Here is a 20,793-nt window from a genome sequence, read left to right as displayed (position 1 = left end):
GATAGCCAGAGGTATCTACACAACTTTTAGAGGCTGGCGAATCTCTCTGTGGACAAGCCCGCTCGCCACGAAAGCTCTACCTACTGGTGTTTAAGCGTCTAGCTCGAGTTGTGTAGATACCTGTGCTGCGATAGCGGTAGATCAAGCGCCGACAGCCACCAGGCTCAACAACTGCTCCCCATCCACCGCAAACTGCCCCTCCAGTTCCTTGCCATAGCACCACTCGGCAGACAAATCCGTCAGCAATCGCAGCCGCACACGCCCCGACTCGGACCATTCCACCAACTCGGCATGCTCAAAGTAGAAGCGCTTCAGCACAATCGGATACAGCGCCTTGAACAGGCTTTCCTTGACCGAAAACGTCAGCGTCACCAACAAAGCGATCTGCTCGCGCGGCACTGACGCCATGCGCTGCAGTTCATCTGCCGTCAAGATTTCGCCCGCCAAACGTTCCGCCCGCTCCAGGGTCAGCACGTTCTCAAGGTCCATCCCCAGCCCGCGCCATTGCGCCTTGTGCCCGACAATCGCCGCCGCGTGCCCGGTGCTATGGGTGATGGAGCCACTGATGTGCCCGGGCCACACCGGCGCACGGTCTTCGCCAATCGCCGGCACGCAATCCAGATGATCAAGCTGTTGCAGCGCCGCGCGTGCGCACAGGCGACCTGCCAAAAACTCGGTCTGACGCTTGGCCACCGAGCGCTGGATGCTGGCCGGTGGCGGCACGGCGCTGCGCTGGAAATCACCCGCGTTCAACAAGGCGGGGTCAAAGCGCGTGCTCAGAAATACCGTGCCCGGCAAGGGTTCGGGCAGCGGCCAATGGGCATCGAGTGGGGTGCAGCAAGCGGGTAGAGGCGTCATGCGCGGTATTTTGCGTCAGTTGGCGCGCCAGTGGATAGCCCGCATCGGTTCAGGCACGGTTCAGAGCCTGTTCAGGGGTAGTTCAGGGGCGCCTGCGTAGTCTGGCTCTACAGCCAAAACGTGTAGAGGCAAGCACCATGACTGCGATCAAAAAGCTGATGTTGGCGTTAACCATGCTGGGTGCCACGGCCGGCGCTCAAGCGTCCGACGGCGCATTTGCGGGGTTTGGCGGCGAGAAAACCAAGAAATCCAGCACCCTGATCCAGCGTGTCAGCTTCGAAGACGTCACTGGCAGGGCCGCACCGTGGGGCAAGTTGCTCGGGTCTACTGCCCCGCAACCGGCGTACCGCGCCGGCTACGAACACCTGACGGGCCACTACAATGGCATTAAATTGCGCCCGCAAGACCTGCAGGGCCGCTATGATATCCCCCAGTCGGACAGTTGAATTGCCTTGGAGAGCCTTATGAAATTGCTGGTGGTTGAAGATGAGGCGCTGTTGCGTCATCACCTGCTGACCCGCCTGACAGACAGCGGGCACGTGGTCGAAGCCGTGGCCAATGCCGAAGAAGCCCTGTACCAGACCGGCCAATTCAACCATGACCTGGCGATCATCGACCTGGGCCTGCCCGGCATGGGCGGTCTGGACCTGATTCGCCAATTGCGCACCCAGGCCAAGACCTTTCCGATTCTGATCCTCACCGCGCGCGGCAACTGGCAGGACAAGGTTGAAGGCCTGGCCGCCGGCGCCGACGACTATGTGGTCAAGCCGTTCCAGTTCGAAGAGCTGGAAGCGCGCATGAACGCCTTGCTGCGTCGTTCCAGCGGGTTTACCCAGTCGACCATCGTCGCCGGGCCTCTGCTGCTGGACCTCAATCGCAAGCAGGCGTCCCTGGACGAGCAACCGCTGGCATTGACCGCTTACGAGTACCGGATTCTCGAATACCTGATGCGTCACCATCAGCAAGTGGTCGCCAAGGATCGCTTGATGGAACAGCTCTACCCCGATGACGACGAGCGAGATCCGAACGTCATCGAAGTGCTGGTCGGGCGTCTGCGTCGCAAGCTCGAAGGCCCGGCCGGGTTCAAACCGATCGACACCGTGCGCGGCCTGGGTTACCTGTTCAATGAGCGCTGCCGTTGATTCGCTCGTTACGTGTGCGCTTGATGCTCGCGGCCACCACTCTGGCCGTGCTGTTTATGCTGGGCTTGTTGCCCGCCATGCAAGGCGCGTTCAGCCTGGCGCTGCAGGATTCCATCGAGCAGCGCCTGGCGTCGGACGTCACCACACTGATTTCCGCCGCGCGGGTTGAGAACAACCGCCTGCTGATGCCTGCGCAATTGCCGGATGAGCGTTTCAACCTCACCGATAGCCGGCTGCTCGGCTATATCTATGATCGCGAAGGCCATCTGGTGTGGCGTTCGCGGGCGACCCAGGAAGAAAACATCAACTACAAACCGCGCTATGACGGGCGCGGCAATGAATTTGCGCGCATCCGCGAGGCCAGTGGCCAGGAATTCTTCGTGTATGACGTCGAGGTCAAGCTGCTCGGCGGCAAGAGCGCGGCGTTCAGCATCGTTGCCCTGCAACCGGTGCGGGAATACCAGCTGACCCTCGAAGGCCTGCAGGAAAACCTCTATCTGGGCTTCGGCGCAGCCTTGCTCGTCTTGCTGACCCTTCTGTGGCTGGGCCTGACTTGGGGCCTGCAAGCCCTGCGGCGCCTGAGTCAGGAGCTTGACCAGATTGAGGGCGGCACCCGCGAAAGCCTTTCCGAGGAACATCCGCGTGAATTGTTGCGCCTCACGGGTTCGCTTAACCGTTTGCTGCACAGCGAGCGCGAGCAACGGGCGCGCTACCGCGACTCCCTCGACGACCTGGCCCACAGCCTGAAAACTCCACTGGCAGTGTTGCAGGGCGTGAGCGAAGACATGGCCCAGCGCCCGGAAGATCGCGGTCAGGCCTGGGTGTTGCAATCGCAGATCGAGCGGATGAGCCAGCAAATCGGCTATCAGTTGCAGCGCGCGAGCCTGCGTAAAAGCGGCCTGGTGCGCCATCAGGTGCGCCTGGAGCCGGTGTTGCAAAGCCTGTGCGACACGCTGGACAAGGTGTATCGCGATAAGCGCGTCACGGTGACGTTCGACTTGCCGCCGGACTGCGATCTGCCCATCGAGAAAGGCGCCTTGCTGGAAATGCTCGGCAACCTGCTGGAAAACGCCTACCGCCTGTGCCTGAGCGAAGTGCGCGTCAGCCTGATGGAAAACCTTGAAGGCACTGAGTTGTGCATTGAAGACGACGGCCCCGGAGTGCCGTCCGACCAGCGTGCGCGGATTCTGCAACGGGGCGAGCGGCTCGACCGTCAGCATCCGGGGCAGGGGATCGGGCTGGCGGTGGTCAAGGATATTATCGAAAGCTACAGCGCGCGCCTGACCCTGGGTGATTCGCCGTTGGGCGGGGCGGCGTTCAAGATTCATTTTCCGGCGGTTTGATCTCTATTGCTGGTTTCTGGCCTCATCGCAGTTCAGGCTTGCCCGCGATGAGGCCCGCCCAGATAAACCTCAGCTGCTCGGCAATCTCCTGCAACGACAAATCCGCCCGCCCCAAATGATAGATGGCGATATCTCGCCGCAACTCATCCTTGAGCGCCTGAAAGCTGGCGCCTTCCTCACGCAAGTGCCGACGCAGGGTTTGCGCGCTGATGTGCAGGTGCTGCGCTCCGCCGAAGGCAGCTCGTACGTAGTGGCTGGCGATGGTGCGTTCACGCATGTGAGGGCCTCGTGCATGGAGTGGCGGTTGTTAGTCACCACCGGGAGGGCCAACAAGGCGGATATCCGCCAAATTGTAGGACGGGACCGGGTGAGTCGGCGGAATTCCGCCACCTCATTCGGCGCGTTGCAGGCCGCCCGTGAGCCCTAAGGCCTGATGTCTAAAGGCCTTCAGGGTTTTTCAGGGAAGTGGCACGGCATTTGCGATAAAGACTACAGCGCAGGCCAGCTTTCAAGGATCTCGCAAACAACAAATCCCTCCAGTGCAGGAGGGTTCGCAATTCAAGTGTCGTGGGCAATGGCGGATCTTTGCCCCACGGGACGATTGAGGAACTTTGCAATGACGACTCGTCAGCCACTCTACAAATCCCTGTATTTCCAGGTGATCGTTGCAATCGTTATCGGTATTTTGCTCGGTCACTTTTACCCGCAGACTGGCGTGGCCCTCAAGCCACTGGGTGACGGCTTTATCAAGCTGATCAAAATGGTCATCGCCCCGATCATCTTCTGCACCGTCGTCAGCGGCATCGCTGGCATGCAAAGCATGAAATCGGTCGGCAAAACCGGTGGCTACGCGCTGCTGTACTTCGAAGTTGTTTCCACCATCGCCCTGCTGATCGGCCTGGTCGTGGTCAACGTTGTGCAACCGGGCGCCGGCATGCACATCGACGTGGCTACCCTGGATGCTTCCAAAGTCGCTGCCTACGTGACTGCCGGTGCAGACCAGAGCATCGTTGGCTTCCTGCTGAACGTCATCCCGAATACCATCGTTGGCGCCTTCGCCACCGGCGATATTCTGCAAGTATTGATGTTCTCGGTGATCTTCGGTTTCGCCCTGCATCGCCTGGGTGCCTACGGCAAGCCGGTGCTGGACTTCATCGATCGCTTCGCCCACGTGATGTTCAACATCATCAACATGATCATGAAGCTCGCCCCACTCGGTGCTTTCGGCGCCATGGCCTTCACTATCGGCGCCTACGGTGTAGGTTCCCTGGTGCAGCTCGGTCAGTTGATGATCTGCTTCTACATCACCTGCGTCCTGTTCGTGGTCGTGGTGCTGGGCGCCATCTGCCGCGCGCACGGTTTCAGCGTGCTGAAGCTGGTTCGCTACATCCGTGAAGAACTGTTGATCGTACTGGGTACTTCCTCCTCCGAATCCGCACTGCCACGCATGCTGATCAAGATGGAGCGTCTGGGCGCGAAGAAATCCGTAGTGGGCCTGGTGATTCCTACCGGCTACTCCTTCAACCTTGACGGTACCTCGATCTACCTGACCATGGCTGCAGTGTTCATCGCTCAGGCGACCGACACGCACATGGACATCACCCACCAGATCACGCTGCTGCTGGTGCTGCTGCTGTCCTCCAAAGGCGCTGCCGGCGTGACCGGTTCGGGCTTCATCGTGCTGGCGGCCACCCTGTCGGCCGTTGGCCACCTGCCGGTTGCCGGTCTGGCGCTGATCCTGGGTATCGACCGCTTCATGTCCGAAGCCCGCGCGCTGACCAACCTGGTGGGTAACGCTGTTGCCACCATCGTTGTGGCCAAGTGGGTCAACGAACTGGACACCGACAAGCTGCAACGCGAGTTGGCGTCTGGCGGTACCGGTATCTCCGACACCCGTCCGGAAGATGACCTGGGCGTGGCCGAAGGCCCTGCTCCAGCCGTCAAGTAAAATGCCGACGGTGTAAAACACACCGAAAGCCTTGCAAACGCCCCGACCTGTTCGGGGCGTTTGCGTTTCTGGCGGGTCACTTTTTGGTTTTTTTGATTTACAGTGCGCGGCTACTTCATCCTTTTTGATAGCGCCGCTAACGGATCGTTTGAGCCGGGCTGTGCGGATGAAACTCGCACCGCACTGCTCGCTCTAAAACCCATTAGCCTGGCGGGTATTTCCGCTGCAACGCTTGCAGGAGTCTTGATGGACAGTGTGGATCTGAATGTCCTGCGCAGCGTGCTCGAGTGGCGCCGCGCCGGTCAACGCGTGGTGTTGTACAGCGTGGTGCAGACCTGGGGCAGCGCCCCGCGCCCGCCGGGGGCGATGTTGGCCCTGCGCGGCGATGGGGTGGTGATTGGCTCGGTATCGGGTGGTTGCATCGAGGATGACTTGATCGCCCGCCTGCAGGATGGTCGCCTGCCCGAGGATGGGCCGCCGGTGCAGCTGGTGACCTACGGCGTCACCCGCGATGAGGCCGCACGCTTTGGCCTGCCGTGCGGCGGGACGTTGCGTCTCACCGAAGAACGCGTGGACGACTGGGCGTGGGTCGAGCAACTGCTGGCACGCTGTGAGGATCATCAGATCGTCGCGCGGGAGCTGAACCTGGCCACTGGCGCAGTGACCCTCAGCAGCGCGAGCAAAACCGATACAGTGACCTTTGATGGCGAGCACCTGCGGGCCATCTACGGCCCCCGCTGGCGCCTGCTGCTGATCGGCGCTGGCCAGCTGTCGCGCTACGTTGCGGAAATGGCGCGCCTGCTGGATTTCGAAGTGTTGATCTGTGATCCGCGCGAAGAGTTCGTCTATGGCTGGGAGGAACAGCAAGGCCGCTTTGTACCGGGTATGCCGGATGAGGCGGTGCTGAATATCCAGACGGATGAGCGTACAGCCATTGTGTGCCTGACCCACGATCCGCGCCTGGACGATATGGCGCTGCTGACGGCGTTGAATTCCTCGGCGTTCTACATTGGCGCCCTCGGCTCGCGGGTCAATAGCCAGAAGCGCCGGGAGGACTTGGCGCAACTGGGCTTGTCGGCGGAAGCAATTGCGCGATTGCATGGGCCGATTGGCTTGCATATCGGCAGCCATACCCCGGCGGAAATCGCTTTGTCGCTGATGGCGGAAATTGTCGCGATCAAGAACGGCGTGGCGCCGATGCAGAAAAAGCCGTTGCCGGTGGTTGCGTAGTGACAATCACGGCAATTGTGCTGGCAGCCGGGCAGGGCAGTCGCTTTCGGGCGGAGGCTGGCGCTGATCAGGACAAATTGCTGGCGCCGTGCGTAGGTCTGGATGGTGTGACACGACCGGTGATTGAGCAGGTGCTGGTGAATTTGCCTGAACAGGTGGTTTCGCGCCTGTTGGTGACCTCACCGGATCGGCTTGAAGTGATTCGGTTGGCCAAAGCGTATGGCTGCGAAGTGCTGCTGCTCAGCTCGGCGGGTATGGGCGACAGCATTGCGGCGGCGGTCGCGGCCAGTGAATCGTCGCACGGTTGGTTAGTGGTGCTGGGGGACATGCCGTTTATTCAGTCCTCGAGTATTGATTGCGTGATCGACGCGCTGGAGGAGGGTGGCATCAGCGTGCCGGTATGTGCCGGTGAATACGGGCACCCGGTGGCGTTTGCTCGTGCGTTCGGTGCGGGGTTGATAGCGCTGGTTGGTGATCGCGGGGCCAGGCCGTTGTTTGCACGTTCAGTTGTGAGTGAAGTGCGGGTTGATGACCGCGGCGTGCTTTGGGATATCGACGTGCCTTCACGGTTGAATTTCGTACCGCAGTAGATGGGGTACATCTGGATAAATCAACCACTCTAAATCGCATAAAAAAGCCCCGCCTGATCACTCAGGCGGGGCTTTTTAGTGGCTTATGGAATCACACGAAAGGTTTAGGCTCGTGTTCTTCTTCATGGGCCTTGTGCTCAACCACCGCGTCAACAACCGGGGCTGGCGCCTCGGCGGTTTCAGCGATGGCCGGAGCGGTAGCAGCTGCTGCAGCGGCGGCTTCAGCTTCCTTGCGACGGCGACGCACTTCACGTGGGTCGTTCGGCGCACGGCCGTTCTCGGTCAGAGCGCTGGCAGGCGCAGCTTCAATCACCGGAGCGGCGACTTCGGCAGCAGCTGGCGCTTCCACGACTGGCTGAGGCTCAACGACTGGCGCTGGCTCGGCAACCACTGTTTCAGCAACCGGCGCAGGCGCTTCCTCTACCACTGGGGCAGGCGCTGGCGCTTCCACCGGAGCGGCTGGCTCGGCAGTCCATTGGAAGGCAGTCTGTTCTTCGCGAACTTCACGCACTTCTCGCACTTCTGGCGCTGCTTCGACGACCGGTGCTTCTACAACCGCTTCAACCACTGGCTGAGGCTCAACCACCGGGGCAGGCTCAACGGCAAAGGCCTCGGCTTGCGGCTGTACTTCACGAACCGGTGCGACTTCCACTTCCGGAACCACTAGGGCTTCGATCGGGGTAGTGGCTTCAACAACCGGTGCTTCAACAGCCGGCGCTTCAGAGGCTGGTGCTTCAAACGTCGGCGTCTCAACAGCTGGGGCTTCAGCGACTGGCGCTTCTACAGCAGCGTTTTCTTCGATGGCGGCAGTAGCACGTTCGGCGTTCTGGTGAGCCTGGGCTTCAGCAGGTGCGCTGATGACCGAGCTGGCAACAGCGGCAGTCACGGCCAGGCCGGCAGCCAGTTCGGCGCCCGTCGGTTCGTGGGTTTCGCCTTCAGCGTGTTCGCCGGCTTCTTCCGAGCCTTCGATCACATTGCCGTTGGCATCACGCTGACGCTCACGACGGTTGCTGCGACGACGCTGGCCACGGGAGCGGCGGCGTGGACGATCGCCTTCGGCGTTGTCCTGACCATCTTCCTGTTGCTCTTCGCCTGTCAGTACTTCTTCCTCTTCTTCGCTGGCAGCTGCGGCTTGCTCGGCGCGTGGTTGACGCTCTTCACGCGGCGGACGCGGCTGGCGCTCTTCACGTGGGGCGCGCTCTTCACGCGGCTGGCGGGCCGGGCGTTCTTCGGTGGAGGCTTCAGCAGCAACGGCTGGCACGGCGTCCAGAGGCTCACGCAGTTCACGCACGCGCTCTTCGCGCTCACCGCGTGGTTTGCGGTCTTCACGTGGAGCGCGCGGCGTGCGAGGTGCGCGCTCTTCGCGGGGTGCACGTTCTTCACGGGCGACAACCGGGGTTTCTTCACGGGCTTCGCGAGGGGCACGCTCTTCACGTGGCGCGCGTTCTTCACGAGGCTTGCGCTCTTCGTCACGGCGACCGTTACGGTTGCGGCTTTGCTGGCGACCGTTGCGACGCTCTTCGTTACGCGCCGGGCGCTCGGCAGCAGGTTTTTCAACCACGACCGGAGCAACAGGCTCTTCTTTGGTGGCGAACAGGCTGACCAGCGACTTCACCAGGCCTTTGAACAGGCTTGGTTCAGGCAGTGCGGCGGCAGGTGCGGCAACCGGAGCGGCAACTTCAACCGGTACCGGAGCGTTGGCACGCGCCGGTGCAGTTTTCACGGCAGCTTCCTGGCGAACCAGTGTGCGGGTCGCGGCGGCCGGCTGAACTTCTTCCACTTCGGCGGCAGCAGCAGCGATTTCATAGCTGGATTGGCCGCTGTGCGCTTCCGGGCTGTCATCACGCAGGCGCTGCACTTCAAAGTGCGGCGTCTCGAGGTGATCGTTCGGCAGGATGACGATACGGGCGCGGGTGCGCAGTTCGATCTTGGTGATCGAGTTGCGTTTTTCGTTGAGCAGGAAGGCTGCAACCGGGATCGGCACTTGCGCGCGGACTTCGGCGGTGCGGTCTTTCAGGGCTTCTTCTTCGATCAGGCGCAGGATCGCCAGGGACAGCGATTCAACGTCACGGATGATGCCGGTGCCGTTGCAGCGCGGGCAGACGATGCCGCTGCTTTCGCCCAGGGATGGACGCAGGCGCTGACGGGACATTTCCAGCAAGCCGAAGCGCGAGATGCGGCCGACTTGTACGCGGGCACGATCCGCTTCCAGGCATTCGCGGACTTTCTCTTCCACGGCGCGCTGGTTCTTGGCAGGGGTCATGTCGATGAAGTCGATCACGATCAGGCCGCCGATATCACGCAGACGCAGTTGGCGGGCGATTTCTTCAGCCGCTTCCAGGTTGGTCTGCAGGGCGGTTTCTTCGATGTCGCTGCCTTTGGTTGCACGCGCCGAGTTGATGTCGATGGACACCAGGGCTTCGGTCGGGTCAATCACAATGGAGCCGCCGGAAGGCAGTTCAACGACGCGCTGGAAAGCGGTCTCGATCTGGCTTTCGATCTGGAAACGGTTGAACAGCGGAACGCTGTCTTCGTAGAGCTTGATTTTGCTGGCGTACTGCGGCATCACTTGGCGGATGAAGGTCAGGGCTTCGTCCTGGGCTTCAACGCTGTCGATCAGCACTTCGCCGATGTCCTGGCGCAGGTAATCGCGGATCGCGCGGATGATCACGTTGCTTTCCTGGTAGATCAGGAACGGCGCGGAACGATCCAGGGACGCTTCTTTAATAGCGGTCCACAGTTGCAGCAGGTAGTCGAGGTCCCACTGCATTTCTTCGCTGCTGCGGCCCAGGCCGGCAGTGCGAACGATCAGGCCCATGTCGGCAGGTGCGATCAGGCCGTTCAGCGCTTCGCGCAGTTCATTGCGCTCTTCGCCTTCGATGCGACGGGAAATGCCGCCGGCACGCGGGTTGTTCGGCATCAGGACCAGGTAACGGCCTGCCAGGCTGATGAAGGTGGTGAGGGCTGCGCCCTTGTTGCCACGTTCTTCTTTTTCCACCTGAACGATGACTTCCTGGCCTTCGCTCAGGACGTCCTTGATGTTCACGCGGCCTTCAGGGGCTTTCTTGAAGTATTCGCGGGAGATTTCTTTGAGGGGCAGGAAGCCGTGGCGCTCGGAGCCGAAATCGACAAAGGCAGCCTCAAGGCTTGGTTCGATGCGAGTAATACGGCCTTTATAGATGTTGGCCTTCTTTTGCTCGCGCGCACCGGATTCGATGTCCAGGTCGTAGAGGCGTTGGCCATCTACCAGTGCAACACGCAACTCTTCGGGTTGAGTTGCGTTAATCAGCATTCTTTTCATGTTGTACCGTCGGTTTCCGGGCTGCCGGAAACGGCGTTCGGCACACACGACTTCTCACGGTCGGTGTCAGGTGCGTCAAGAGTGGTTGGCCACTCCAGTGTCCAGCAATACCCGCCAATGTGGGCCGGTATCGCGACGGACGCGTCCTGCTTGTTAGCGGTGGTGACAAAGGCACCACTTCAACAAAAGCTAAGGTCAGGAGGAGGAATCAACCGGCGACTGTGGACGAGATGAAGCGTCTAAATATAAGCCTAGTGCTACACGGTCCGACGGTTGTGCATCTCCACCCTACACGTATCCCTGATAATTCGGGTGCTGCCGCGCGCAGAATCCGCAGCGGGTTGGCATTTACCGTGTACTCCAATGGGGAGTTCACGCTCATGGCTAAACAAGACTGGGTGAGGGCGATTGCGCTCTCACTCAGCTCTTAACAGGCGTTGTTTCCGAAGCATTCGCTGTGGTCTGGTTCAAGACTGACTGCACTTTGTGAACTGGCCGTAAATATCGGCGCAGAATGCGAGTATTCACTCTGCTTCCTGCACTCGCTTCAGGCCTCATGTCACCTGCGCTTGTTACAATCTTGAGCCTTCCAAAGTGGCGAAAGCCCCGTAGGACGGCCTCGCGTCCTGATGAATTGCGATGGTCAGGGCCGGCAGTTTGCCGCAAGTCCTCTGTCCAGGCCGCTTTTGGCGGCGTTCGCGACTATAGCAGCAATGATTAAGTGCTTCAATTCCATAAAAAATTGTTATCATCGCCGCCATGACCACTACCGCCCCCCAGACCCCCAGCGTCCAGCTGCTCGAGGTCTCGCCGGAATATGCCGGCCAACGCATCGACAATTTTCTCCTGGCCAGGCTCAAAGGCGTGCCCAAGACCCTGATTTACCGCATCTTGCGTAAAGGCGAAGTGCGCGTGAACAAAGGTCGGATCAAGCCCGAGTACAAGCTTCAGGCGGGCGACATCGTCCGTGTGCCGCCGGTGCGCGTGCCTGAGCGTGACGAGCCTGTGCCACTGGCGCAAGGTCTGCTGCAGCGCCTTGAAGCGTCGATTGTCTTTGAAGACAACAAGCTCATCGTGATCAACAAGCCTTGCGGCATCGCGGTTCACGGCGGCAGCGGCCTGACATTCGGCGTGATTGAAGCCTTTCGTCAGTTGCGCCCGGACGCCAAGGAGCTGGAGTTGGTCCATCGCCTGGATCGCGACACCTCAGGCCTGCTGATGATCGCCAAGAAACGCAGCATGTTGCGCCACCTGCACACCGCCCTGCGTGGCGATGGCGTGGACAAGCGCTACATGGCGCTGGTGCGCGGCAACTGGGCCAGCTCGATCAAGAGCGTGCGTGCGCCATTGCAGAAGAGCAACCTGCGGTCCGGCGAACGTATGGTCGAAGTGGACGAGGAGGGCAAAGAAGCCCTGACCCTGTTCAAGGTGCTGCGCCGTTTTGGCGACTTCGCGACGATGGTCGAAGCCAAGCCTGTCACCGGCCGTACTCACCAGATTCGCGTGCACACCCTGCATGCAGGTCACTGCATCGCCGGTGACACCAAGTACGGTGACGAGGATTTCTCCAAGGAAATTCGCGACCTGGGCGGCAAGCGTCTGTTCCTGCACGCCTACATGCTGACCGTGCCATTGCCTGATGGCGGTGAGCTGAAGCTGCAAGCGCCAGTCGACGAAATGTGGGCCAAAACCGTGGAGCGTTTGAGTGTCGCGCCTTGATTACAAGCTGCTGATTTTCGATTGGGACGGCACGCTGGCAGACTCCATTGGCCGGATTGTCGAGTCGATGCACGCGGCGTCGACCCGTTCGGGCTTTGCCTTGTGCAGCGACCTGGCGGTCAAGGGCATTATCGGCTTGGGCTTGCCCGAGGCGATCCGCACCTTGTACCCGCACATCGACGACGAGCAACTGATAGCGTTTCGGCAACAGTATGCCGATCACTACATTGCCCTTGAAGCCGAGCCTTCGCCGCTGTTCGACGGCGTGAGGGAGTCCCTGGAAGCCTTCCGCGCCGAGGGTTATCACCTCGCAGTGGCCACCGGCAAGGCCCGTCGCGGGCTGGACCGAGTGCTCAAGGCTCACGGCTTTGAAAACTATTTCGATATCACCCGCGCCGCGGATGAAACCGCCAGCAAACCCCACCCTCTGATGCTCGAGCAGATTCTCTCTCATTGCGGCGTAGCGCCGCATCAGGCGTTGATGGTGGGGGACGCCTCCTTCGATCTGATGATGGCGCGCAATGCTGGCATGGACAGCGTGGCGGTCAGCTATGGCGCGCAGGCGGCCGAGGCCTTGCAACAATACGAGCCCCGGCTGACGATTGATCATTTTTCCGAATTGCAGGCCTGGCTAAGCCGGGCTTAATAAGTCTTTGCTGGGGTGAATGGCATGAGTGACGAGTGGAAGGCGCCTGAAAAGGCCCAGAGCAGTGATGACAAAAGCTGGAAGCTGTTGGAGAAGACGCTTCTGGCCAGCGTGCAGGAACAGCGTCGTTCGCGGCGTTGGGGGATTTTCTTCAAGCTGCTGACCTTTGTGTACCTGCTCGGCATGCTGGCGTTGTTCAGCCCGCTGATGGACATGGAAAAAAGCGCCACGCGCGGCAGTCACTACACCGCCTTGATTGACGTGCGCGGAGTGATTGCCGACAAGGAGTCCGCCAGCGCCGACAACATCGTCACCAGCCTGCGCGCTGCGTTTGACGACCCCAAGGTCAAGGCCGTGATCCTGCGCATCAACAGCCCGGGCGGCAGCCCTGTGCAGTCGGGTTATGTGTATGACGAAATTCGCCGTCTGCGCGCGCTGCACCCTGACACCAAGCTGTACGCCGTGATTTCCGACCTGGGTGCCTCGGGTGCCTATTACATCGCCAGCGCTGCTGACCAGATCTATGCCGACAAGGCTAGCCTGGTCGGCTCCATCGGTGTGACGGCAGCCGGTTATGGCTTCGTCGGCACCATGGAGAAACTGGGGGTGGAACGTCGCACCTACACCTCGGGCGAGCACAAGTCATTCCTCGATCCGTTCCAGCCGCAGAAGGCCGATGAAACCCAGTTCTGGCAGGGCGTGCTCGACACCACCCATCGCCAGTTCATTGCCAGCGTCAAGCAGGGCCGTGGTGATCGACTGAAGGATAAAGACCATCCGGAGCTGTTCTCCGGGTTGGTGTGGTCGGGCGAGCAAGCGTTGCCGCTGGGCTTGATCGACGGCTTGGGCAGCGCCAGCTCGGTGGCGCGGGATGTTGTTGGCGAGAAAGAGTTGGTGGATTTTACGGTAGAGGAATCGCCGTTTGATCGCTTCTCCAAGAAGCTCGGCGCCAGCGTGGCCGAGAAACTGGCGCTTTACATGGGCTTCCAGGGTCCAAGCTTGCGCTGATATTTCTGGGTTGTCGCAATTCCAAATGTGGGAGCGGGCTTGCTCGCGAATACGGTAGATCAGTTATAGATGTGTTGACTGATACTCCGCTTTCGCGAGCAAGCCCGCTCCCACATTGGTTTTGTAGTGTTCTTAGGGGATTTGCACGCCTTCAACCAGCAGCATATCCACCAGCCGAATCAGCGGCAGGCCAATCAGGCTGGTCGCATCCGGCCCTTCCGTGCTCTGAAACAAACTCACGCCCAGTCCTTCAGCCTTGAAGCTGCCCGCACAGTCGTAGGGTTGCTCCACCCGCAGGTAGCGCTCAATGCGCTCGGCGTCCAGCACGCGCATCTGTACGGTAAAAGGCACGCAGTCCACCTGGCAATGCCCCGTTCCGCTGTTAAGCAGTGCCAGGCCGGTCAGGAAGCTCACGCGCTTGCCGCTGGCGGCCAGCAATTGCTCACGGGCGTTTTCAAACGTGTGAGGTTTGCCGATGATGCGTCCCTCAAGCGCCGCCACTTGATCGGAGCCGATGATCAAATGACCCGGATAGTTGCCAGCAAGCGCACGCGCTTTTTGTTCGGCCAGTCGCTTGACCAGGTCAATCGCGGATTCATTTTCGAGAGGGCTTTCGTCGATATCCGGCGAGCTGCAGATGAACGGTAAGTGCAGGCGGCTCAGCAATTCCCGGCGATAAACCGAGCTGGATGCGAGTAATAAAGGCAGCATGGACGTCTCCTCAAGGCAGTCGCGGATTCTAACGGGGTGACCCGCTGACGCACAGGGCTGAATTTCCTTTGACATGGCCGGGTGCATCCCTATAATGCTGCGCCTATGTTGAATGACCCGATTCCACCTCACGTTGACCCGCGCAAATTGGCTGATCGTGGCACTTCCCTTCAAGGTGAATTGCTGCTGGCCGATTTGGAGAGACTCTGCGACCCGCTTTCCGACACTGTCGGTACGGTGCAGGCCAAATTCGTTTTTGAACGAGATGAACGTAAGTCTGTGGTAATCCACAGCTTTATCGACACCGAAGTCAAAATGGTTTGCCAGCGTTGTCTCGAGCTGGTCACCCTGCCGATTCACAGCGAATGCAGTTACGCTGTGGTGAAGGAGGGTGCGAATACCCAGTCGTTGCCGAAAGGTTATGACGTGCTGGAACTGGGCGAAGATCCTTTGGATCTGCATGCACTGATCGAGGAGGAGCTTTTGCTCGCCTTGCCCATTGTGCCTGCTCATCATCCGGAAGAATGCCAGCAGCCGGAGGGGCTCGATGACGAGCTCGAACCGAGCGAGGACGAGGTAACGCGGTCCAACCCGTTCAGTGTATTGGCGCAGTTAAAGCGTGACCCAAACGTTTAGGAGTTAATCAATTATGGCTGTTCAGCAGAACAAAAAATCCCGCTCTGCCCGTGACATGCGTCGTTCGCACGATGCCCTGACGGCAAGCACTCTGTCTGTAGAAAAAACCACCGGTGAAATTCACCTGCGTCACCACGTATCGCCAGAAGGCGTATACCGTGGTCGTAAAGTGATCGACAAGGGCGCTGACGAGTAATCACTTGTCTGCTCTAGTCATCGCGATAGACGCAATGGGCGGGGACTTCGGTCCCCGCAGCATTGTTCAGGCCTGCATTGCCAGCCTGACTGCTACACCCTCGCTGCACCTGACCCTCGTCGGTCAACCCTCCCTTCTTGAAGAACTGATTGCCAGCCATCCTGCAGTGGATCGCGCGCGCCTGACGATTACGCCAGCCAGCGAAACCATCACCATGGATGACAAGCCTGCGGCAGCCCTGCGTGGCAAGCCCGACTCTTCAATGCGGGTGGCCCTTGAGCTGCTGCGTGATGGCAAGGTGCAAGCCTGTGTCAGCGCCGGCAACACCGGGGCGTTGATGGCGTTGTCGCGGCATGTGCTCAAGACGTTGCCCGGGATCGACCGGCCGGCGATGGTGGCGGCGATTCCGACGCAGAACGGTTATTGCCAGCTGTTGGACCTGGGCGCGAACGTTGATTGCAGCGCCGAGCACTTGCTCCAGTTTGCAGTGATGGGCTCGGTGGCCGCTGAGGCGCTGGGTGTAGCCCGGCCTCGTGTGGCCTTGTTGAATATCGGCACCGAGGACATCAAGGGTAACCAGCAGGTCAAGCTTGCCGCGACCTTGCTGCAAGGCGCGCGCGGCGTGAACTACATCGGTTTTGTCGAAGGTGACGGCGTGTACCGGGGCGAGGCGGACGTGGTGGTATGCGACGGGTTTGTCGGGAATATCCTGCTCAAATCCAGCGAAGGCCTGGCGACCATGATTGCCACGCGCATCGAGGCGTTGTTCAAGCGCAACCTGGCGTCGCGCATGGTTGGCGCCCTCGCGCTGCCGTTGATGCGCCGCTTGCAGGCTGACCTGGCACCGGCACGGCACAACGGCGCAAGCTTTTTGGGCTTGCAGGGCATCGTGATAAAAAGCCACGGTTCGGCGGGTGTGCAGGGCTTTCAGAGTGCGATCGCGCGGGCCTTGATCGAGATCCAGGAAAACCTGCCGCAACGCTTGCACGGCCGTCTTGAGGATCTGTTGCCTTAGGCGAATTGGCTCGGGAATGCTTAAATGTGACCGGCCAGTTCAATTGACCATCCAATCTGTCAGTTTCGTTCGCTGCCACCGTAGGCATGCGCATTTTTGACGACCAGATCATTAGGGGCTTGTTACATGTCTACATCCCTCGCATTCGTCTTTCCAGGGCAGGGTTCGCAGTCCCTCGGCATGTTGGCCGAGTTGGGCGCGCAATATCCACTGATCCTGGAAACCTTCAAGGAAGCTTCCGATGCCCTGGGTTACGACCTGTGGGCACTGACCCAGCAAGGGCCGGAAGAGCAACTCAATCAAACCGATAAAACCCAGCCGGCCATTCTGACCGCCTCGATCGCCCTGTGGCGCGTGTGGCTGGCTGAAGGCGGCGCGCGCCCGGCATTTGTTGCCGGTCACAGCCTGGGTGAATACAGCGCCCTGGTGGCTGCGGGCAGCCTGACCCTCGCTGAAGCGGTCAAGCTGGTCGAGCGCCGTGGACAGCTGATGCAGGAAGCCGTTCCGGCCGGGCAGGGCGGCATGGCCGCTATCCTGGGTCTGGACGACGCCGTGGTGATCGACGCCTGCGCCGAAGCGGCGCAAGGCGAAGTGGTCAGCGCCGTGAACTTCAACTCTCCGGGCCAGGTGGTGATCGCAGGTGCCAAGGCGGCCGTTGAACGCGCCATCGAGCTGTGCAAGGCGCGTGGCGCCAAGCGTGCGCTGCCGTTGCCGGTGAGCGTGCCGTCGCACTGCGAGCTGATGCGCCCGGCTGCCGAGCGCTTTGCCGAATCCATCGCTGCCATCAACTGGCAGACGCCGCAGATCCCGCTGGTGCAGAACGTCAGCGCGGCCGTGGCCGCCGACCTCGACACCCTCAAGCGCGACCTGCTGGAGCAACTCTATAAGCCTGTGCGCTGGGTTGAGTCGGTACAGACCCTGGCTGCCAATGGCGCCACCACACTGGTCGAGTGCGGCCCGGGCAAAGTCCTGGCTGGCCTGAACAAGCGCTGCGCCGACGGCGTATCGACCGCCAACCTGAATACCCCTGACGCCTTCGCTGCCGCTCGCGCGGCGCTGGCCTGAACCCCTGAATTGAGGAGAAGCCTGCATGAGTCTGCAAGGTAAAGTTGCACTGGTTACCGGCGCCAGCCGTGGCATTGGCCAGGCGATCGCCCTGGAACTGGGCCGTCAGGGCGCCATTGTGATCGGCACCGCCACGTCCGCTTCGGGCGCCGAGCGTATCGCCGCGACCCTGAAGGAAAACGGCGTGCAGGGCACCGGCCTTGAGCTGAACGTGACCAGCGATGAGTCGGTTGCGGCTGTATTGGCTGAAATCACTGCACAGTTCGGCGCACCGGCTATTCTGGTGAACAACGCCGGTATCACCCGCGACAACCTGATGATGCGTATGAAAGACGACGAGTGGCATGACGTTGTCGATACCAACCTGAACAGTCTGTTTCGCCTGTCCAAGGGCGTTTTGCGCGGCATGACCAAGGCGCGTTGGGGCCGAATTATCAATATTGGCTCCGTAGTGGGTGCCATGGGCAACGCAGGCCAAGTAAACTATGCCGCGGCCAAGGCCGGTCTGGAAGGTTTCAGCCGTGCACTGGCCCGTGAAGTCGGTTCGCGGTCGATTACGGTCAACTCGGTGGCCCCAGGGTTCATCGACACCGATATGACCCGCGAACTGCCGGAAGCACAGCGTGAAGCCTTGCTGACGCAGATTCCGCTGGGTCGTTTGGGCCAGGCTCAAGAGATCGCGAATGTGGTCACTTTCCTGGCATCTGACGGTGCGGCATACGTGACTGGGGCTACAATCCCGGTGAACGGCGGGATGTACATGAGTTAAATTGTGACGGATCGCTTCAAAAAAATGTCATACGAGCTGTCTAAAATCCGTTATAAAGCTGCAACTTAATTTATAGGCAGCGGGTCTGCCGGGTACAAGGGTGAAGCTTTCAGTTGAAAAGCTGAAAAGTCTTTCTATACACTTACCCACTGGCCAGCTGCCTGAATTTGTCCATTAGGAGTTAAACAAGGTATGAGCACCATCGAAGAGCGCGTCAAGAAAATCGTTGCCGAGCAACTGGGCGTTAAAGAAGAAGAAGTGACCAACTCCGCTTCCTTCGTAGAAGACCTGGGTGCCGATTCCCTTGACACCGTTGAGCTGGTGATGGCTCTGGAAGAGGAATTCGAGACCGAAATCCCGGACGAAGAAGCTGAAAAAATCACTACTGTTCAAGCTGCTATCGACTACGTTACTAGCCACCAGGCGTAATAGTTTGTAGTCGTCGCTTGCTATCAGGGAAAAACCGCACTGCTGTAACGGCGTGCGGTTTTTTCTTTAGCGGTGATGAAAAGTGAGTTCTGAAGCGAAGTGTCGTCATTAGAAAAAGGAGAGTGCTGTGTCGCGTAGACGCGTCGTAGTCACCGGTATGGGTATGTTGTCGCCACTGGGTACGGATGTGCCGAGCAGTTGGCAGGGCATTCTGGCTGGCCACAGTGGTATCGGTCTGATCGAACACACGGACCTTTCTGCCTATTCCACCCGTTTTGGCGGCTCGGTAAAGGGCTTCAATGTCGAGGAATATCTCTCGGTCAAAGAATCCCGCAAACTCGACCTGTTCATTCAATACGGCCTGGCAGCCGGTTTTCAGGCAGTGCGTAACGCCGGCCTGGAAGTCACCGATGCCAACCGTGAGCGCATCGGCGTGGCCATGGGTTCGGGTATTGGTGGTTTGACCAATATCGAAGAAACCAGCCGCACGCTGCACGATTCCGGCCCCCGTCGAATTTCACCGTTCTTCGTGCCCGGCTCGATCATCAATATGATTTCAGGTTTCCTGTCCATCCACTTGGGTGCACAGGGGCCTAACTACGCCATTGCCACGGCGTGCACCACGGGCACTCACTGCATCGGCATGGCGGCGCGCAACATCGCCTATGACGAGGCGGACGTGATGATCGCCGGCGGTGCTGAAATGGCCGCTTGTGGCCTCGGCATGGGTGGCTTCGGCGCATCCCGTGCGCTGTCGACCCGCAATGACGAACCAGCCCGTGCCAGCCGTCCGTGGGACAAGGGCCGTGACGGTTTCGTGTTGTCCGACGGTGCCGGTGCGCTGGTTCTGGAAGAGCTGGAGCACGCCAAGGCGCGGGGTGCCACGATCTACGCCGAGCTGATCGGCTTTGGCATGAGCGGCGACGCTTACCACATGACCTCGCCACCGTCCGACGGTGCCGGTGCTGCGCGTTGCATCACCAACGCCTTGCGCGACGCGAAGGTCAACGCCGACCAGGTGCAGTACATCAATGCTCACGGCACTTCGACGCCGACGGGCGATTTGGCGGAAGCCGAAGCCATCAAGTCGGTGTTCGGCGAGCATGCCTACAAGCTGGCGGTGAGTTCCACCAAGTCCATGACCGGCCACCTGTTGGGTGCGGCGGGCGCGGTCGAGGCGATCTTCAGTGTCATGGCCATCAAGGATCAGGTCGCACCGCCGACCATCAACCTCGATGAGCCGGACGAAGGCTGCGACCTGAACTTCGTGCCTCATGAAGCACAGCCGATGCCGATCGACGTGGTGATCTCCAACTCGTTCGGGTTTGGCGGCACCAACGGTTCCCTGGTGTTCCGTCGGTTTGCCGAGTGATGGACAGCTGGGTCGATGGTCAGCCAGAGGGCAGTGTGCCCCTGAAAGATCGTGGCCTGGCGTACGGCGACGGTTTGTTTGAAACGGTCGCCGTCAAGGCCGGGCAGCCCGTGCTGCTCGACCGCCACCTGCAACGCCTCGACGAGGGGTGCAGGCGCCTCGCGTTAGTTGCGGATCACGCGCTGATCCGCAGCGAAGTGCTGGCCTATGCCGCCGCTCTTGGCAACGGTGTACTCAAATTGATCCTCACCCGCGGCGACAGCCAGCGCGGTTATGGCATCAACCCCGGCGCCCCGGTGCGCCGTATCTTGCAGGGCAATCCGCCCGCAACCTATCCCGACGCGCATGGAACCCAGGGCATTCGCCTGTTTCCGTGTGTCACTCGCTTGGCCGAGCAGCCGCTGCTGGCCGGTCTCAAGCACCTTAACCGTCTCGAACAAGTGATCGCCCGCACCGAGTGGCAAGATGCCGAGCATGCCGAAGGTTTGATGCTGGATAGCTCCGGTCGCGTGATCGAAGGCGTGTTCAGTAATCTGTTTCTGGTGCGCAACGGCGTGTTACTAACCGCTGATCTGAATCGTTGTGGCGTTGCGGGCGTCATGCGCGCCGAGATTCTGGCCCAGGCGCAAACGCTGGGCATCCCGGTGGCCGTGGCCGACATCAGCCTTGAGCAGTTGCAGCAAGCCGACGAAGTCTTTGTGTGCAACAGCGTGTATGGCATTTGGCCGGTGCGCGACTGCGCTGCGATGAGCTGGCCGGTTGGGCCGCTCACCCGTAAACTGCAGGGCATTGTTCGCGCGCTATTGGATATTTGA

The 20,793-nt window shown here is 60.3% G+C and carries 20 protein-coding genes and 1 pseudogene; 17 read left to right on the top strand and 4 right to left on the bottom strand.

Features of this window, described 5'->3' with window-relative positions:
• Window positions 1-141 precede the first annotated feature (141 nt).
• A complete protein-coding gene (locus tag Q7C20_RS13835; RefSeq protein WP_375068023.1) occupies window positions 142-858 on the bottom strand; it encodes a 4'-phosphopantetheinyl transferase in 717 nt (238 codons plus the stop codon).
• A 137-nt stretch (window positions 859-995) separates the two neighbouring features.
• Between Q7C20_RS13835 and Q7C20_RS13830 the strand changes: the two genes are divergently transcribed.
• The 3 genes from Q7C20_RS13830 to Q7C20_RS13820 are packed head-to-tail and all read left to right on the top strand — an operon-like array spanning window position 996 to window position 3,343.
• Entirely contained in the window at window positions 996-1,304 is a 309-nt protein-coding gene (locus Q7C20_RS13830; protein ID WP_375068021.1) for a hypothetical protein, read from the top strand.
• Window positions 1,305-1,322: 18 nt separating this feature from the next.
• Window positions 1,323-2,000 (top strand): response regulator transcription factor, encoded by a 678-nt coding sequence (locus Q7C20_RS13825; protein WP_016973689.1) that lies wholly within the window; start codon window positions 1,323-1,325, stop codon window positions 1,998-2,000.
• Window positions 1,997-3,343, top strand: a complete 1,347-nt coding sequence (locus Q7C20_RS13820) for an ATP-binding protein (protein ID WP_348057246.1) — start codon at window positions 1,997-1,999, stop codon at window positions 3,341-3,343. The genes Q7C20_RS13825 and Q7C20_RS13820 overlap by 4 nt, the downstream gene beginning before the upstream one ends.
• A 22-nt stretch (window positions 3,344-3,365) precedes the next feature.
• Here the strand turns inward: Q7C20_RS13820 and Q7C20_RS13815 are convergent.
• Window positions 3,366-3,569 (bottom strand): annotated as a pseudogene (locus Q7C20_RS13815) (AraC family transcriptional regulator); the annotation flags it as partial.
• Window positions 3,570-3,959: 390 nt separating this feature from the next.
• On the opposite strand from Q7C20_RS13815, the gene Q7C20_RS13810 reads away from it, so the two are divergent.
• The 3 genes from Q7C20_RS13810 to Q7C20_RS13800 all read left to right on the top strand — a co-directional run bounded on the left by Q7C20_RS13810 (window position 3,960) and on the right by Q7C20_RS13800 (window position 7,111).
• Window positions 3,960-5,291 carry a dicarboxylate/amino acid:cation symporter gene (locus tag Q7C20_RS13810; RefSeq protein ID WP_375068020.1) on the top strand — a complete coding sequence of 444 codons (1,332 nt, stop codon included), beginning with the start codon at window positions 3,960-3,962 and terminating at the stop codon, window positions 5,289-5,291.
• 246 nt (window positions 5,292-5,537) lie between these two features.
• Window positions 5,538-6,521, top strand: coding sequence for an XdhC family protein (locus Q7C20_RS13805; protein WP_375068019.1), 984 nt, complete (start codon window positions 5,538-5,540; stop codon window positions 6,519-6,521).
• Entirely contained in the window at window positions 6,521-7,111 is a 591-nt protein-coding gene (locus Q7C20_RS13800) for an NTP transferase domain-containing protein (RefSeq protein WP_375068018.1), read from the top strand. The genes Q7C20_RS13805 and Q7C20_RS13800 overlap by 1 nt, the downstream gene beginning before the upstream one ends.
• A gap of 91 nt (window positions 7,112-7,202) precedes the next feature.
• Here Q7C20_RS13800 and rne read toward each other — a convergent pair whose 3' ends face one another.
• Window positions 7,203-10,403 carry a ribonuclease E gene (gene rne / locus Q7C20_RS13795; protein WP_375068017.1) on the bottom strand — a complete coding sequence of 1,067 codons (3,201 nt, stop codon included), beginning with the start codon at window positions 10,401-10,403 and terminating at the stop codon, window positions 7,203-7,205.
• A gap of 768 nt (window positions 10,404-11,171) precedes the next feature.
• Between rne and rluC the strand changes: the two genes are divergently transcribed.
• Genes rluC through Q7C20_RS13780 form a run of 3 tightly spaced genes read left to right on the top strand, consistent with a single transcriptional unit; the run spans window position 11,172 to window position 13,785 of the window.
• Entirely contained in the window at window positions 11,172-12,131 is a 960-nt protein-coding gene (rluC, locus tag Q7C20_RS13790; RefSeq protein WP_071483181.1) for a 23S rRNA pseudouridine(955/2504/2580) synthase RluC, read from the top strand.
• On the top strand, window positions 12,118-12,777 hold the full coding sequence (locus Q7C20_RS13785; protein WP_375068016.1) for an HAD-IA family hydrolase: 660 nt from the start codon (window positions 12,118-12,120) through the stop codon (window positions 12,775-12,777). The genes rluC and Q7C20_RS13785 overlap by 14 nt, the downstream gene beginning before the upstream one ends.
• Window positions 12,778-12,801: 24 nt before the next feature.
• Window positions 12,802-13,785 carry a S49 family peptidase gene (locus Q7C20_RS13780; protein ID WP_375068015.1) on the top strand — a complete coding sequence of 328 codons (984 nt, stop codon included), beginning with the start codon at window positions 12,802-12,804 and terminating at the stop codon, window positions 13,783-13,785.
• A 132-nt stretch (window positions 13,786-13,917) separates the two neighbouring features.
• On the opposite strand, the gene Q7C20_RS13775 is transcribed toward Q7C20_RS13780, so the two are convergent.
• Window positions 13,918-14,496 carry a Maf family protein gene (locus Q7C20_RS13775; protein ID WP_375068014.1) on the bottom strand — a complete coding sequence of 193 codons (579 nt, stop codon included), beginning with the start codon at window positions 14,494-14,496 and terminating at the stop codon, window positions 13,918-13,920.
• Window positions 14,497-14,601: 105 nt separating this feature from the next.
• On the opposite strand from Q7C20_RS13775, the gene Q7C20_RS13770 reads away from it, so the two are divergent.
• The 8 genes from Q7C20_RS13770 (at window position 14,602) to pabC (ending at window position 20,793) form a co-directional block, all read left to right on the top strand.
• Window positions 14,602-15,132, top strand: a complete 531-nt coding sequence (locus Q7C20_RS13770; RefSeq protein ID WP_071483177.1) for a YceD family protein — start codon at window positions 14,602-14,604, stop codon at window positions 15,130-15,132.
• Window positions 15,133-15,145: 13 nt separating this feature from the next.
• The gene (gene rpmF, locus Q7C20_RS13765) at window positions 15,146-15,328 is read left to right on the top strand and encodes a 50S ribosomal protein L32 (protein WP_008152339.1); all 183 of its coding nucleotides are present in this window, start codon (window positions 15,146-15,148) and stop codon (window positions 15,326-15,328) included.
• A gap of 4 nt (window positions 15,329-15,332) precedes the next feature.
• Complete coding sequence (gene plsX / locus Q7C20_RS13760; protein ID WP_375068013.1) at window positions 15,333-16,343, top strand: phosphate acyltransferase PlsX; 1,011 nt, start codon at window positions 15,333-15,335, stop codon at window positions 16,341-16,343.
• Between the two features lie 126 nt (window positions 16,344-16,469).
• Window positions 16,470-17,408, top strand: coding sequence for an ACP S-malonyltransferase (fabD, locus tag Q7C20_RS13755; RefSeq protein WP_375068012.1), 939 nt, complete (start codon window positions 16,470-16,472; stop codon window positions 17,406-17,408).
• A 25-nt stretch (window positions 17,409-17,433) separates the two neighbouring features.
• Complete coding sequence (fabG, locus tag Q7C20_RS13750) at window positions 17,434-18,177, top strand: 3-oxoacyl-ACP reductase FabG (RefSeq protein WP_375068011.1); 744 nt, start codon at window positions 17,434-17,436, stop codon at window positions 18,175-18,177.
• A 192-nt stretch (window positions 18,178-18,369) separates the two neighbouring features.
• A complete protein-coding gene (gene acpP, locus Q7C20_RS13745) occupies window positions 18,370-18,606 on the top strand; it encodes an acyl carrier protein (RefSeq protein ID WP_004371293.1) in 237 nt (78 codons plus the stop codon).
• 127 nt (window positions 18,607-18,733) lie between these two features.
• A complete protein-coding gene (gene fabF / locus Q7C20_RS13740) occupies window positions 18,734-19,978 on the top strand; it encodes a beta-ketoacyl-ACP synthase II (protein WP_375068010.1) in 1,245 nt (414 codons plus the stop codon).
• Window positions 19,978-20,793, top strand: a complete 816-nt coding sequence (gene pabC, locus Q7C20_RS13735; protein WP_375068009.1) for an aminodeoxychorismate lyase — start codon at window positions 19,978-19,980, stop codon at window positions 20,791-20,793. The genes fabF and pabC overlap by 1 nt, the downstream gene beginning before the upstream one ends.

Origin of the sequence: Pseudomonas sp. AMR01 (assembly GCF_041946035.1) — a bacterium.
GTDB lineage: Bacteria > Pseudomonadota > Gammaproteobacteria > Pseudomonadales > Pseudomonadaceae > Aquipseudomonas > Aquipseudomonas antarctica_B.
This window is presented reverse-complemented; position numbering and strand designations above follow the sequence as displayed.